The sequence below is a fragment of the Hyphomicrobium zavarzinii ATCC 27496 genome (assembly GCF_000383415.1).
In the GTDB taxonomy this organism is placed as follows: Bacteria; Pseudomonadota; Alphaproteobacteria; order Rhizobiales; family Hyphomicrobiaceae; genus Hyphomicrobium_C; species Hyphomicrobium_C zavarzinii.
On the sequence record NZ_KB911258.1, the window covers coordinates 301,827 to 316,647 of the forward strand.

12 protein-coding genes and 1 tRNA gene are annotated in these 14,821 nt (G+C 66.1%); 4 read left to right on the forward strand and 9 right to left on the reverse strand.

Annotated elements, in window-relative coordinates; genetic code table 11:
- On the reverse strand, window positions 1–534 hold the full coding sequence (cobU, locus tag F812_RS0112545) for a bifunctional adenosylcobinamide kinase/adenosylcobinamide-phosphate guanylyltransferase (protein ID WP_020086331.1): 534 nt from the start codon (window positions 532–534) through the stop codon (window positions 1–3).
- Window positions 535–815: 281 nt separating this feature from the next.
- On the opposite strand from cobU, the gene cobA reads away from it, so the two are divergent.
- The 3 genes from cobA (at window position 816) to F812_RS0112560 (ending at window position 2,702) form a co-directional block, all read left to right on the forward strand.
- Window positions 816–1,607, forward strand: coding sequence for a uroporphyrinogen-III C-methyltransferase (gene cobA / locus F812_RS0112550; protein WP_020086332.1), 792 nt, complete (start codon window positions 816–818; stop codon window positions 1,605–1,607).
- Window positions 1,604–2,245 carry a 5,6-dimethylbenzimidazole synthase gene (gene bluB, locus F812_RS0112555; RefSeq protein ID WP_020086333.1) on the forward strand — a complete coding sequence of 214 codons (642 nt, stop codon included), beginning with the start codon at window positions 1,604–1,606 and terminating at the stop codon, window positions 2,243–2,245. The genes cobA and bluB overlap by 4 nt, the downstream gene beginning before the upstream one ends.
- A 151-nt stretch (window positions 2,246–2,396) precedes the next feature.
- Window positions 2,397–2,702, forward strand: coding sequence for an ETC complex I subunit (locus F812_RS0112560; protein WP_020086334.1), 306 nt, complete (start codon window positions 2,397–2,399; stop codon window positions 2,700–2,702).
- An 84-nt stretch (window positions 2,703–2,786) separates the two neighbouring features.
- On the opposite strand, the gene F812_RS0112565 is transcribed toward F812_RS0112560, so the two are convergent.
- The 3 genes from F812_RS0112565 to F812_RS0112575 all read right to left on the reverse strand — a co-directional run bounded on the left by F812_RS0112565 (window position 2,787) and on the right by F812_RS0112575 (window position 7,359).
- Window positions 2,787–5,150 carry a xanthine dehydrogenase family protein molybdopterin-binding subunit gene (locus F812_RS0112565; RefSeq protein ID WP_020086335.1) on the reverse strand — a complete coding sequence of 788 codons (2,364 nt, stop codon included), beginning with the start codon at window positions 5,148–5,150 and terminating at the stop codon, window positions 2,787–2,789.
- Between the two features lie 3 nt (window positions 5,151–5,153).
- Window positions 5,154–5,606 (reverse strand): (2Fe-2S)-binding protein, encoded by a 453-nt coding sequence (locus F812_RS0112570; RefSeq protein ID WP_020086336.1) that lies wholly within the window; start codon window positions 5,604–5,606, stop codon window positions 5,154–5,156.
- A 94-nt stretch (window positions 5,607–5,700) separates the two neighbouring features.
- Complete coding sequence (locus F812_RS0112575) at window positions 5,701–7,359, reverse strand: L-lactate permease (protein WP_026868097.1); 1,659 nt, start codon at window positions 7,357–7,359, stop codon at window positions 5,701–5,703.
- Window positions 7,360–7,672: 313 nt separating this feature from the next.
- Here F812_RS0112575 and F812_RS0112580 point away from each other — a divergent pair, with 313 nt between their 5' ends.
- Window positions 7,673–8,311, forward strand: coding sequence for a biliverdin-producing heme oxygenase (locus F812_RS0112580; RefSeq protein WP_020086338.1), 639 nt, complete (start codon window positions 7,673–7,675; stop codon window positions 8,309–8,311).
- A 139-nt stretch (window positions 8,312–8,450) separates the two neighbouring features.
- Here F812_RS0112580 and F812_RS0112585 read toward each other — a convergent pair.
- The 5 genes from F812_RS0112585 to F812_RS0112610 all read right to left on the reverse strand — a co-directional run bounded on the left by F812_RS0112585 (window position 8,451) and on the right by F812_RS0112610 (window position 14,810).
- A tRNA-Arg gene (locus tag F812_RS0112585) sits at window positions 8,451–8,527 on the reverse strand.
- A gap of 121 nt (window positions 8,528–8,648) precedes the next feature.
- On the reverse strand, window positions 8,649–10,529 hold the full coding sequence (locus F812_RS0112590) for a sulfatase family protein (protein ID WP_198011192.1): 1,881 nt from the start codon (window positions 10,527–10,529) through the stop codon (window positions 8,649–8,651).
- Window positions 10,530–10,627: 98 nt separating this feature from the next.
- The gene (locus tag F812_RS0112595) at window positions 10,628–11,632 is read right to left on the reverse strand and encodes a cation diffusion facilitator family transporter (RefSeq protein WP_083929180.1); all 1,005 of its coding nucleotides are present in this window, start codon (window positions 11,630–11,632) and stop codon (window positions 10,628–10,630) included.
- A gap of 70 nt (window positions 11,633–11,702) precedes the next feature.
- Window positions 11,703–13,973, reverse strand: coding sequence for an NADP-dependent malic enzyme (locus tag F812_RS0112605; RefSeq protein WP_020086341.1), 2,271 nt, complete (start codon window positions 13,971–13,973; stop codon window positions 11,703–11,705).
- 390 nt (window positions 13,974–14,363) lie between these two features.
- Window positions 14,364–14,810, reverse strand: a complete 447-nt coding sequence (locus F812_RS0112610; RefSeq protein WP_156827399.1) for a hypothetical protein — start codon at window positions 14,808–14,810, stop codon at window positions 14,364–14,366.
- Window positions 14,811–14,821: the final 11 nt, after the last annotated feature.

Here is a 14,821-nt window from a genome sequence, read left to right on the forward strand (position 1 = left end):
CTACGACGGCTGCTTCAGCGTGAGCGGAAGCCCGGCGGCCATCAGCACTACCCGGTCGGCGCGCTGGGCCACGGCGGCGTTGAGCCGGCCTTGCTCGTCGCGGAAGGCACGCGCCAACGCGTTGTCGGGCACAATCCCGAGGCCCACCTCGTTCGAGACCACCACCACCGGGCCTCCGGGCGCCGCGAGTGCGTCGAGCAGGCGCTCCCGCTCGGCCGCGACATCGCGCTCGGCCAGCATCACGTTGGTGAGCCACAGCGTCAGGCAGTCGATCAGCACCGGGCTCGGATTTCCGGCCTGGGTGAGGAGAACGTCGCCAAGTCCAAGCGGCGCCTCACGCGTCACCCAGCCGTCCCCCCGCCGCGCGATGTGGTGCGCGATGCGCTCCTTCATCTCGCTGTCCCAAGCCTCCGCCGTCGCCACGTAGGTCCAGGGGGCGGGTAGCGAGGTCACCAGATCCTCCGCGAACCGGCTCTTTCCCGAGCGGGCGCCGCCGAGAACGAGGGTGAGGCGAGGGAGCGATGCGGCGGCCATGGCCAAGGAGGTCCCAAGTGGAAGGAGGAAGCCCTGTTTGACAGGCCAGCGCGTCGATGGCTACCTCCAATCGGCCGGCGGATCACCGCATCGCGGCGCTGCGAGCGGGCCGAGCTGGCTCTGCAACCCGGGGTGTTCCGGGCGGCCAAGTCCCGCGCTGCGTTCGAACGTCGCGAGGACAGGGACCGGACGCGCGCCGCCCGGAGGTGTAGTGTCCTGTCTCCCGCCCCACCGAGCCGTCGTCTGAACCCGTTCCAGGAACCCGAGCCCGTCTCCCCGCCATGAACTTTCCGCCGGACATCTTTCCGCCCTTCCCGGATATGCGCCCGGGCGAAGTCTGGCTCGTGGGTGCCGGTCCGGGCGACCCGCGCCTTCTGACGGTCATGGCCATTCATGCGCTCCGCTCGGCCGACACCATCATTCACGACGCGCTGGTCGATCCGCGCATCCTGCGCCTGGCGCACGGCGGCGCCGAAATCCATTTCGCGGGCAAGCGCGGCGGACGTCCCTCGCCGCATCAGCGTGACATCAACGAGCTGATCATCGCCGAGGCCAAGAAGCAGCGCCGCGTGCTGCGCCTCAAGGGCGGCGATCCCTTCGTGTTCGGACGGGGAGGGGAGGAAGCCGCGGCCCTTGTGCGCGAAGGCATTCCGTTCCGCATCGTGCCGGGGCTCACCTCCGGCCTTACCGCGCCCGCCCTCGCCGGTATCCCGGCCACCACGCGGGACACGAACCACGCCGTCATCCTGGCGGCCGGTCATCGTGCGGACGAAGACCGCGCGGCGCGTGAATGGGAGTTGCTTGCCGCCACCGGCCAGCCGATCATCCTTTACATGGCGCTGGCCCAGCTTCCCCAGATTACGGCAGCCTTCGAGCGTGGTGGCTTGAGCTCCGCGACGCCCGTTGCCGTCATTTCCCATGCCACGAGCGAGAGCGAGCGTGTTCTCGAAACCCGGCTCGGCGATCTCGTTGCGGACGTGCGCACGCACGGCATCGAGGCTCCGGCCGTCATCGTCGTCGGCGCGACCGCGAGCCTGCGCGCCTTGCTTGGACCCGGGATGGCGAAACCATGAGCGATGCGCCGGCCTTCGGCTCGGGCTTTGCTGCGGCTTTCCGCGATCTCATCCTGTGGCGGCGCGACGTCCGCCGCTTCCGCACCGATCCCCTGCCGGACGGTCTCATCGACGAGCTGGTGGCGTTGGCCTGCCACGCGCCATCCGTCGGGAACTGTCAGCCCTGGCGCTTCGTGCACGTCACCTCGGAGGAACGCCGCGACGTCGTCCGCGCCTCCTTCCGGCGGGCGAACCAGTCCGCCCTCGAAGGCTACGACGGCGAAGCCCGCGCGCTCTACGCGCGCCTCAAGCTCGATGGCCTCGACGCCGCTCCCGTCCAGCTCGCCGTGTTCGCCGACGAAACCACGGAGCGCGGCGCGGGTCTCGGCCGCCAGACCATGCCGGAGGCGTTGCGCTACTCGGTCGTCGGCGCCATCCACACGCTGTGGCTTGCTCTGCGGGCGGAGGGGGTCGGCATGGGCTGGATCTCGATCATCGAGCCGGACATCGTGACGAAGGCGCTGGACGTTCCCGAAGGCTGGACGCTTGTCGCTTACCTCTGCATCGGCTGGCCGGTGGAGGAACACCTCGACCCGGAACTGGAGCGTGCCGGATGGCAGGACCGCGCGCCGGGCGACGAGCTGATCCTGAAGCGCTGATCTTGCCTGCCCGCCCGGATGATCCACATCAAATCGGCCCTTTTCGCGCCGTGATACGAGGGCGTCCCACGCAGCGAATGCCACACCGGCTTGCCGGAAGCCGCCCGCGGCGCTAAGGACAGACGAGGTACAGGAATCAGCGAGGCCCTCCGTGTCGGCACGCATTTTCAAGCCAGCCAAAACCGCCATGCAGTCGGGCTTTGCCCGCACGAAAGAGTGGGTGCTGGAGCACGAATCCAATGTTCCCCGTCAGATCGATCCGCTGATGGGCTGGACCGGCTCTGCCGATACGCGCACCCAGGTCCGGCTCGAGTTCGACACCAAGGAAGAGGCGATCGCTTACGCCGAGCGCAACGGCATCCCCTATCGTCTGGACGAGCCGAAGCCGCGCGCCCTCATCCGCAAGGCTTACGCTGACAACTTCAAGTTTGGCCGCATCGGCGCCTGGACGCACTGAGCCGCCCGGCACCGCGCCCTAACAACAGAACCGCGCCGGTCTCTGCGAAACCGGCGCGATTTTTTTGCCTTCGCCCAAAGGACGTCAGGTGACCTTTTCACCCATGGGCAGGCTGCGCAGCCGCTTGCCCGTCGCTGCGAAGATCGCGTTCGCAAGCGCGGGCGCGAACGGCGGCACGCCAGGCTCACCGATGCCGCCCGTGTGCCACGAGGCGGTCTTGGGCTCGATGATGATCGTGTTCACCTTCTTCGGGTAGTTGTGCATCGTCGCGACGTTGAAGTCCGAATAGTTGGACTGCTCCACCGCGCCATCCTTGAAGGTGATGCCGCTGTAGACGGCATTCGACATGCCCATCACCGCGGCCCCTTCGATCTGCGAGCGGATGCGCTCCGGATTGACGTAGAAGCCGCAGTCGACGGCCGTCGTCACTTCCGGAACGCGGATCGTGCCGTCGTCGTCGATGACGACGTGCACCACGCTCGCCACGTAGCTCGCAAACGCACGGTGCGCGGCGATGCCGAGCCCCTGCCGCTCCGGCAGCGTCTTGCCCCAGCCGGCCTTCTCCGCCGCGACGCGGATGACGTTCTTGAGCCGCTCCGTATCGATCGGGAACGACTCGTAGGGCTCGCCGTAGTTCCAGAAGTCGTCCGGGAAGCCGGACGCCTTGAGGTCGATCTTGCGGTCCGGCCCGATCATTTCGAGCAGGAAGTCCTTGGGATCGCGCCCGAGCTTATGGGCTACCTCGCACACGGCCGACTGCACAGCGAACGCGCGCTGGATGTTGGACACCGAGCGATACCAGCCGATGCGCGTGTGCGCCTTGGCAGGCCCGTTCTCGCAACGGAAATTTGGCACGTCGAACGGAACGTCGACGAAGCCCATGCCGTACTCGATCGGGAACTGGTAGCCGCTGTCGGGCGCGAACGTCGAAAGGATGGACGGCGACACGGTCCGGTGCCGCCAGCCGGTCACCTTGCCCTTGTCGTCGATCGCCATCTCGATCCGCTCGACCGATGTGGTGTGGTAGAACGAGTGGCGCGTATCGTCCTCCCGGCTCCACTGCAGCAGCACGGGCTCGCCGAGCTTCTGCGAGAGCAGCGCGGCCTCGATCATGAAGTCCCACTTCGACTTGCGGCCGAAGCCGCCGCCCAGCAGCGTGACGTGCACCGTCACGTTCTCGAGCGGCAGCTTGAGCGCTTCCGCAATGTCCTTGCGTGCGCCGTAGGGGCTTTGAACGGGCGCCCATATCTCCGCTTTGCCGTCGGCAACACGCGCCACGGCTACCAATGGCTCCATCGGCGCCTGCACGAGATGCTGGCCGTGATAGTCGGCGGTGAACACCTGCTTGGCCGCGGCGAATGCGGCGTCCACGTCGCCCTCGTTGCGGATCACCTTGCCGGGCTTCGCGGCGGTTGCCTCCATCTCCTTGCTGTAGGCTGCGGAATTGTAACTGCCATTCTCGCCGTTGTTCCACTCGATCTGAAGCGCGTCGCGGCCGAGGAGTGCCGCATAGGTCGACTTCGCCACCACGGCGATGCCGCCGAGCTGATGGAACTTGCGGGGCACGTCGTAGAAGCCCTCGATCTCCACGACCTTCTCCACGCCGGGCGTCTTCAGCGTCTCGGAGGCATCGTATTTCACGATCTTCGCGCCGAGCACGTCCGGGCGCGCCATCACGGCGAACTTCATGCCCGGCAGCCGCACGTCCGCGCCGTAGATCGCCTTGCCCGTGGTGATATTGCGCAGGTCCGCGATCTTCGTCTCGCCCTTCCGCATCAGGGTGAACTCGTCGGGCGTCTTGAACAGCAGATCCTCGACCTTGGGCGTCGGCAAGGCGATGGCCGCTTCCGCGAGATCGCCGAAGCCCATCGTCTCTCCCGTCTCCTTGCCGGAGGCATCGAGCCGGATCACCTTGTGCGCCTTCGCCCGGCAGAGCTTGGCGTCGATGCCCCACTTGGCCGCCGCTGCGGCTTCCAGCATCTGCCGCATGGCTGCGCCGCACTGGCGCATCGGCTGGATGAAGTGGCGCATGCTGCGCGAGCCGTCGGTGTCCTGGTTGCCGTACTTCGGCTCGTCGCCGGGCGCCTGCACCAGCGAGACGCGCGACCAGTCGGCCTCCATCTCGTCAGCCACCACCATCGGCAGGCTCGTGCGGATGCCCGTGCCCATCTCCGAGCGATGGGTGACGATCTTCACGTCGCCGCTCTTGTCGATGGCGATGAAGACATGCGGGTCGTTGACCGTCTTGTCGGACATGCCCTCGGCGCCGGTCGGGTAAGGCGTCATCGGTTCGCGCGCATAGGCAGGCAGGATCTTGACCGCGAGCACGAGGCCGGACGCCACCAGTGCGCCGCCCAGGATCGTGCGCCGGCTCACATTCTCGATGATGGCGCTCTGCCCCACGGGCTGGCTCGATGTCTTCGTATGCTCTTCGATGTAATGCAGCATGGCTCACACTCCTCCGGCTGCAAGGCGCACGGCCGCGTGGATGCGCTGGTAGCATCCGCACCGGCAGATGTTGCCGCCCATCTCCTCGACGATCTCGTCGTCCGATGGCGCATTGTTCTTGGCGAGCAGCGAGGCGGCCTGCATGATCTGCCCCGCCTGGCAGAAGCCGCACTGCGGCACGCTGAGTTCCCGCCATGCCTTCTGCACGGCATGCTCGCCGTCGGCGCTGAGGCCCTCGATCGTCGTGATGGATTTTCCGTCTGCCATCTCGATGGTCGTCATGCACGAGCGCACGGCCACGCCGTCGAGATGAATGGTGCAGGCGCCGCATACCCCCGCGCCGCATCCGTACTTCGTTCCCGTCAGCCCCGCCTCGTCCCTCAAATACCAGAGCAGCGGCGTGCCCGGATCGCTGTCCACGGTGCGGCTTTCGCCATTCACGGTGATGGTCGCCATGATTGTCGTCTCCCGATTTTCCGGCGGCTGGAAGCCGCCAACTGCGTCGTGATGGTGTGTTCAGGTCTCCCGTCGCGGGACTCTTCCGAAGTCCCTAAGGTTGCGGAGCAAGTAACGTCATCGGCCAGACGTAAGCCTGTCCCATGACCAAAAGTCCGACCAGCGTCGCAAGCGCCACCGAATGGAAGAACACGAAGCGCAGGATCGAGCCTTCGTGCCCGTACCAGCGCGTGGCCGTTGAGGCGACGACGATGGATTGCGCATCGATCATCTTGCCCATGACGCCGCCGGAGCTGTTGGCCGCCGCCATGAGGACTGGATTGATGCCGAGTTGCTCCGCGGTAACCCGCTGCAAGCCGCCAAAAAGCACGTTGGAAGCGGTGTCGGAGCCGGTCAGCGCCACGCCGAGCCAACCGATGAGGGTGCCGAACAACGGATAGAGCCACCCGGTGTTGGCCAAAGCGAGGCCGAGCGTGGCGTCGGTGCCAGAGTAGCGCGTCACGAAGCCGATCGCCAGCATGCAGGCGATGGTGAGGAGCGAGTAGCGCACGAGATGGATCGTCCGCCCGTACATACGCAGAAGCCCGCCGGGGCTGTAACCGAGAAAGAGACCCGAGACGATGGCAGCCAGCAGTATTCCACTGCCCGTCGCCGACATGAGATTGAGCGTGTAGACGGCGCTTTCCACGTGTGGGGCCGCGACCACCGGCGGCATCTTCTGCACGCGCTCGTTGAGCCCCGTGACCGGGATCTTCGCCACCCATAGGCCGTCGAGTGCCGCGCGCACCTGCGGTGTGCCCCACAGGAACACGAACACGCTGAGCACGATCCATGGCGTCCACGCCCTGCGGATGGCCGGATTGCTCAGAGGACGAATGTCTTCGGGCTCCGTGAACGACGGACTTTCGGACGGTGTGCGCGGCATCGCGCGCATCGGCTCGGACGGTTGCCAGACGCGCAGGAACGCCGCGAGCGCGACCATCGACACGAGGGCCGCCACGATGTCCACCAGCCAGGGGCCATGAAAATTCGAGACGAGATACTGCGGCACGGCGAACGAAACCCCAGCCACCAGGATCGGCGGCCAGATCTCGAAGGTCTTGCGAAAGCCGACGAAGGCCCACACCAGCCAGAACGGCACGATCACGGAGAAGAACGGCAACTGCCGTCCCACCATGCCGGAAAGCTCGTGGAGATCGAGCCCCGTCACCGCCGCGAGCGCGATTACCGGCGTGCCGAGCGCGCCGAATGCGACGGGCGCCGTATTGGCGATCAGGGAAAGGCCCGAGGCGGCGAGGGGAGAGAAGCCGAGGCCGATCAGCATCGCCGCCGTGACCGCGACCGGCGTGCCGAAGCCCGCAGCACCCTCGAAAAATGCGCCGAGACTGAAGGCGATGAACAGGAGCTGCAGCCGCCGGTCGTCGCTGATGGCGCTGATCGAGCGTTGCAGGATCGCAAACTCGCCCTTCTCGCTCGTGAGCTGATAGAGAAAGATGACGTTGAGGATGATCCATCCGATGGGAAGCAGCCCGAAAGCGGCGCCGTAGGCCGCGGCGAGCCCCGCCATATGCGCGGGCATCCCATAGGCGAGCACCGCGACGGCAAGAGCCGCGGCAAGGCCCAGCATGGCTGCGATGTGAGCGCGGACCTCGAAAAGACCGATCGCACCCAGCAGCACGACGACGGGAATGGCCGCTACGGCAGTCGAGAGGACCACGCTGCCGAATGGGTCATAAACCTGCGACCACATCAGTTCGCCACCCATCCACGCTTCCAGTTGGATGCCAATATATCACGCATCTACGACGTATCGAGCATACGAAGCGGGCTGCACCGCGTTCGGACATGCTCCGTGTCCGGCAACGAAAAACGCTTGAGGCTGACGAAGTTGCGCGAAGGGCGCGCCGTGGGCACCGTCTTATGTATAATGTGGCCCATCGGCCACGACGCCTCACAGGCGAGACTTGCACGGCGGGCAATGTCGCTTTGAATAGGCATCGCGGGAATGCCGTTATACGACCGCTGCGCGGCAGCGTCTTGCGCCACCACCTGACGAAAGGACATTTATGACGACAACGGAACTTGAAGCTCCATCGGAAACGAGCCGCGCCAAGCGCCTCAAGGCGCGGACGCACGCCGCGCACGAGCGGCTCGACAGCCGCGTCATGGCGGCAGACCCCTTCGGCTCGAAGGAACGATATGCGCAGTTTGCCGTCGTGCAGCACGCGTTCCACCGCGATATCGACGCGCTCTACGATAACGCGGTGCTCGATCGTCTGTTGCCGGATCTCGCCGGCCGCCGTCGGTTGCCCCAGATCGCGGAGGACCTCAACGATCTCGGCACTGCGCTGCCGAGCTACAACGCCGCACCCGCTTTCAAGGCCGGAATGATCGCCGATGTTCCCACCGCCCTCGGCTGGCTCTATGTGGCCGAAGGCTCCAACCTCGGCGCCGCATTCCTGTTGAAGGAGGCGATCAAGCTCGGCCTCGGCGAAACCTTCGGTGCGCGCCATCTCGCGGGCGCTCCGGAAGGCCGTGGCCTGCATTGGCGCACGTTCACGGCGGCGCTCGATGCCGTCTCACTGACCGATGCGGAAGAAAGCCGCGTCGTCGCCGGTGCCGAAGCCGCATTCGCACGCGTTCAGGCCCTGGTCGAGGCCCACCTCCCGGTTGTGGCCGGCAAGCCTCAGGCTCCTTCCGCGTAAGGAGCGCGAGTGAAAACGCCAGCCAGCGAGGGCCGGACACACGGCCGTTAGCCAGCCAGCGCACCCCCCCCGAAAGGCGGGCTCGATCGCGGCGCACACCGCGTGCGCCCCTCCCAAACGGCTCTGACACCCTGAATTTTGGCGATCCCAGCAGGATTCGAACCTGCGACCCCCTGCTTAGAAGGCAGGTGCTCTATCCGACTGAGCTATGGGATCGTGTTGTAATCACGAAGATTTTCATGGGACCGGTCATACGGCCTCGGCTCCGTGCCGTCGCCAGCCGATGCACCACTGACTTATCCAGTGCCGGCGGTCCTGGCAAGCGACACCGGTGGCATCAGGCTTGGCGGCAGCCGATCTCTCCCGGCACGGCGCCGCTTTGCGGGGTGAGCCGCTTGCGCGCGCACTGCTCGACGAGGAGATCACGCAGCGAGCTCTCCCGCTCCTTCCACTCGGGCTTCCCGGCAAGGTTCTCTAGCTCCATCGGGTCCGCCGAGACGTTGTACATCTCGTACTCGCTCGGCAGAGGCACCGTCTTGACCTTCTCCTCGTAGATGCGCCGGGACTTGCCTTCCTCGTCGCCCTCCCGGCCTTTGAGCTTGTTGACCACGTCCCGCACGCCCTCCGTTCCGGGGGTGCCGGGCGCGCTCCAGTAGCGGGGGTGATCGAAATAGCGCGAGTATTTCCAGATCTCGCCGCCGATGTCCGCGATCACGGTCTCGACGTGGTTCGGCTGCGTCACGGAATCGTAGGAGAGGCCGATGAAGTTCTTCTGGTCGAGCCCGCGGCTCGGATCGTCGTCCGACATGAAGTAGATGGGCTCGGCGAGCTTCTCCGGCCCCACCTCGCCGCGCAGCAGCGGAGAGAGGTCGCGCCCGACGAGCGGCAGCGCGTCGGTGAAGCCGGGCGAGATCGCTTCCAGCGCGGCCTTGGGGTCGACGCCCGCGAGCCCCAGGAGCGTAGGGGCGATGTCGATGTGGCTGGTCGGCATCGGGATGGTGCGAGGCGTGGCCTCCTTTCCCGGCATCACCACCACGAGCGGCACGCGCAGCGCCTCCTCGTAGGCCATGTACCACTTCTGGAACAGGCCGCCGTGAGCGCCGAGAAGATCACCGTGATCGGAGGTGAATACGATGATGGTGTTATCGAGGAACCGCGTCGTCTCGAGCGCCGCCAGCACTTCGCCCAGGTGACGGTCCACGTCCGCGTGGAGGCGATAGTAGAGACGGTAGTATTCGCGCGTGGCGGCGCTCGCCTGCATGAACTGGCTGTAGGCGTCGCGATAGGATTTCTGGCACGAGGGTTTGTCGTCGAGCTTCTCGAGGCGCGTGCGGGCGAACAGAGCGCGGTCGAACACCTCCTCAGGAACCGTCTCCGGCACGCTGAAATCGTACTGCTCCTGGAACTTTGCGGCGAGGCGCGTGAAGAAGCCCCAGAGCGCGATGTCGTGCGGGTTGGTGAACGACGCCATCAGGAACCAGGGGCTCTCGTCCTTGGAGGCATCGAGCTCCTTCAGCGTGCGCACCACCTGAGCGGCGATGGCGGGATCGCGGCCCTGGTTGCCCGGAGCCGCGGACGAGCCTGAGCGCAACGGATCTGAGCCGTGCGGCTCGGGGCCGACCCAGCCCGAGAACCCGAACGGGTCCAGCGTGTCGGCCTTGAGGTAGATCTCCTCCTTGGCGGGATCGGCGACGCCCTTGGCGTCGTAGCTGGTGATCACCTGCTCGGTGCCCGGCACCTTGAGATCGGCCTCGGTGGCGTGCCACTTGCCTTTCCAGAACGTCCGGTATCCGGCGTGCCGCAGGTAATGCCCGAGCGTCGGCACAGAGCCGGGCAACAGCCAGTGCATGTCGGGGTCGTTGGCTGCCTTGGCCGCCCCGTCAGTATTCGCGACGCCGTGCAGCGAAGGATAGTGACCCGTGTAGAGAGAGGTGCGGCTCGGCACGCAGGCGACGGAGGCCACATAGTGGCGTTCGAACGAGACGCCTTGCTGGGCCAGCCTGCCCTGAGCGGGAAGATATGACGCACGAAATTGCTTGAGTGCGGCACTCTCGTAAACGGTCGGATACCGCTGCTCGTCGACGAGCAGGAAGAGAATGTTCGGCTTCCGGGCCCCTCCCTGAGCCGCAGGCGCCGCCGTCTCTGCTTCCGCCGCTTTGAGGCCAGCCGCGCTCGCCGCGCCGGCAAGGCCGAGTTTCAAGGCGTTCCTTCGTGTCACCTCCCCGCCAGACGCCATTCCTTCCCCCCTTTTCGTCTCTAGGGGAACAAGTATTGCGGGGCCTCCCCGCGAGCGCAATAGGTATCCCCGCGTAGTGGTCAGGGCCTCGGCGCGGCGGGCGAAGGGGCGTGGTCGGCATGATCGGCGTGACCGCCCGCGCAGCGCTCGAATTCGAGCTCGACCGTCGCGTGATCGAAGCCGTATTCCGCGCGCAGGTGCTCCTTGATCGCGGCCGAGATCGTCTCGGGCGCGCTGGTGTCGCTCACGCGGGCGTGCAGCGTGATCATGGGCCTCTCCTGGCTGATCGACCATACATGAACGTGATGCACGTCATGGACCGAGGGGATCGCGGCCTTGAGGCTGTCACCGATCTGTCGCGGATCGAGCCCGCTCGGGGTGCCTTCGAGCAGGATGTGCGCGCTGTCGCGGACGATCCGCCAGGCGGAGCCGAGAATGAGCACGGCAACGAGAACGGAGAGGATCGGGTCGATCGGCGTCCAGCCGGTGACGAGAATGATCAACGCCGCCACGAGCGCCGCGACCGACCCTAGGAGATCGCCGATCACGTGCAGCACCGCAGCGCGGACGTTGAGGTTGTCATGATCGCCGCCCTGAAGCAGCCAGAAGGCAAGCACGTTGACGAGAAGTCCTGCGAGCGCGATGGCGAGCATGACGCCGCCGATGACAGGCTGCGGATCGCGGATGCGGTGCACGGCCTCGATCACGATCCACCCCGCGATGGCGAACAGCAGGAGTCCGTTGGCAAATGCAACCAGAACGCCGAAGCGGTCATACCCGTAGGATCGCTTCCAGTCGGCCGGCCTGCGCGCCAGCCGGAAGCCGAGCCAGGCGAGCGCGAGACCGGCGGAGTCGGTCAGCATGTGGCCGGCATCCGCGATGAGTGCGAGCGAGCCCGAGATCAGGCCGCCCGCGAACTCGGCCAGCATGAACAAGCCAGTGAGCAGCGCCGCGAGCCCCACGCGCCGCTCGCTCACCCCCGCGCCCACGTGCGCATGGCTGTGAGCAGGACTGTGGTCATGGTCGTGCCGGTGGTCCTGGTCATGACCGCCGCCGCGGGAATGCGGATGTGAGTGCGTGTGCATCTGGGCAAAACCCCGTTGCGCGCCGAATGTTCAGACGACCGCCAGACGCAATAGGGACCAGACGATCCGCTCAGCCGCCGAAGTCGTAGGCCGCCAGCGCGGCCAGGTTCACGATATCGGAATCCTTCGCGCCGAGCGTGGAGATTTGCACGCTCTTCTCGAGGCCCACCAGCAGCGGTCCGATGATGGTCGCTCCACCAAGCTCCTTCAGCATCTTGATGGAGATCGAGGCGGCATGCACCGTCGGCATCACCAGCACGTTCGCAGGCCCCGTCAGGCGGCAGAACGGATAGAGGCTGAGCAGATCCTGCGAGAGCGCCACGTCCGCGGCCATGTCGCCGTCGAACTCGAAGTTCACATCCCGCTCGGCGAGGATGCGCACGGCTTCGCGCACCTGTTCGGAACGCTCGCTCGGCGGCTGGCCGAAGGTCGAGTAGCTGAGGAGGGCGACGCGCGGATCGATGCCGAACTTGCGCGCGGCATTTGCGGCTTCGGTTGCGATGTCCGCAAGCTGCTCGGCCGTGGGCACGTCGTTGACATTGGTGTCCGCCACCAGCACGCCCCGGCCGCGGCATAGTGCGAGGTTCACGCCGATCACGTGCCGGTTCGGCTTGGGGTCGATGACCCTCAGCACGTCCTGGAACACGCTGGTCCAGTTGCGGGTGACGCCCGCCACCATGCCGTCGGCATGTCCGCTGGCGACGAGCAGCGCCGCGAAGACGTTGCGCTCGTTGGTGACGAGGCGCACGCAGTCGCGCTTGAGAAAGCCGCGGCGCTGAAGGCGCGCATAGAGCGCATCGGCAAACTCGTCCTTGAACGGCGAGTTCCTGAGATCGATGATCTCGAACTCGTTGCGCAACTTTATGCCGAGCTCGCGGAAGCGCTCCCGCATCACATCCTCGCGCCCCACCAGCACGGGAACGCCGAGACCTTGCGAATAGAAGCTGTTGGCGGCGCGAATCGCGGCCGGATCCTCGCCTTCGGCGAACACGATGCGCTTGGGAGCAGCCCGCACCTGCTCGAACACCGATTGCAGCCAGCTCGACACCGGATCAAGCCGCCCCTTGAGGCGGGAGATATAGGCGTCCATGTCGACGATGGGGCGGCGCGCGACGCCGGAATCCATCGCCGCCTGCGCAACCGCGGGCGACACGTGGCTGATGAGGCGCGGATCGAACGGCGCAGGAATGATGTACTCCGGCCCGAACGTCGGGCGGCGGCCGAGAAACGCCGCCATCACCACGTCCGGGACGTCCTCGCGCGCGAGGGCCGCGAGTGCGCGTGCGGCCGCGATTTTCATGTCGTCGTTGATGGTGCGCGCCTGCACGTCCAGCGCGCCGCGGAAGATGAAGGGGAAGCCGAGGACGTTGTTGACCTGGTTCGGATAGTCAGACCGTCCCGTCGCCACGATGGCGTCGTCGCGCACGGCCTGCACTTCCTCGGGCGTGATCTCGGGATCGGGATTGGCCATGGCGAAGATGATCGGCTTCGCGGCCATCGAGACCACCATGTCCTGCGTTACGGCACCCTTTGCGGAGAGCCCGAAGAAGGCATCGGCGCCTGCAAGCGCTTCCGCCAGCGTCCGTGCCTTTGTCTTCGACGCATACGCCGACTTCCACTGGTTCATGCCGTCCTTGCGGCCCTGGTAGATGACGCCCTTGGTGTCGCAGAGAATGACGTTTTTCTTCGGCATGCCGAGCGCGCAGAGAAGCTCGATGCAGGCGATGCCCGCCGCACCCGCGCCGTTCACCACCAGCGTGAAGTTCTCGATGTCGCGTCCCGTGAGTTCGAGCGCGTTGATGAGACCCGCAGCCGCGATGATGGCGGTTCCATGTTGATCGTCATGGAACACGGGAATGTCGAGCAGCTCCTTGAGACGCTCCTCGATGATGAAGCAGTCCGGCGCCTTGATGTCCTCGAGGTTGATGCCTCCGAAGCTCGGTCCGAGGTAGCGCACAGAGTTGATGAAGGCCTCGACGTCCTCGGTGTCCACCAGAAGGTCGAGCGCGTCGATGTCGGCGAAGCGCTTGAACAGCGCGCCCTTGCCCTCCATCACCGGCTTGGACGCGAGCGCGCCGAGATTGCCGAGACCGAGGATCGCCGTGCCGTTGGAGACGACCGCAACCAGGTTGCCCTTGTTGGTGTAGTCGTAGGCGAGCGAGGGGTTCTCGGCGATGGCCTCCACCGGAACCGCGACGCCCGGCGAATAGGCCAGCGCCAGATCCCGCTGGGTGACGAGCGGCTTCGTCGGCGTGATTTCGAGCTTGCCGGGCTTGCCTTGAGCGTGGAACTGCAACGCTTCTTGGGCGGTGATGCGCGTGCGCTGGGATTTGTTGGCCATGAATATCGAGCGAATGGACAAAGGACGAGGCCGGGGCGAAGCGAGGCCTGGCGGACGGGCAGCGTGCTTCCGGAAGAAGGAATGATCCGGGTTTCCGGAACAGAAGCACGACAGATCTTGGTGCGAGGGCTTGATCGGCCGGGATGCAAGCGTGCGGCCTACATCGGAAACGACGGTCAGGCACTCGAAGGAAGCTCAGAGCAACAGATTGTCGTTACTCTGATCCGGTGTCCCGAATAAGAAGGACGCGATAGGGGGCTTCTCTTCCGGGAACGAACAGCGGGCGTCTAGCCTACGGTCGCGAGGGGGAGGGGACAACCGGGCATTCCTGCGACTTTTGGACGAGACAAACGCGCCCAATGCAGGCCGGGCGCCCAAAGCCTGTTGCGCTTACTGAACGATCTCCACGGAAAACGTCCGCTGTGTGACGTCCCCGCCAAGCTCGGCCTGGATGGAGAACGTGTCGGCGCCGGTCTCGCCCTCCCGGGCGGTGTAGTAGATGCCGGTGCCGAGCACCCGCTGACCGATGCAGGTCCCGGAGGCGCTCGTATTGATCGTCGTTTCCTGACCGGGCTCGAAGGTGACCGTGCCTTTGCTCGGCGCCGCCGTGATGGCGATGGCGGGCGCGGGCAGGCTCTCGCACTTGGCCCCGAAGCCCGCCATGACGAACACGCGCGCGCGCCGGCCCGCAACGACGGGACTACGCCTCACGCCGTCGCCTCCCGCCGCGTCCGGTGCCGGAGGCGGCGCGGTGTTGGAGGGGCCGGACGAGCATCCGGCCATGAGCAGAAGCGCGAGGACGAGCCCTGCGGCGGCAAACACGGGTCTGGTGGTCAAATGAAGGGGCC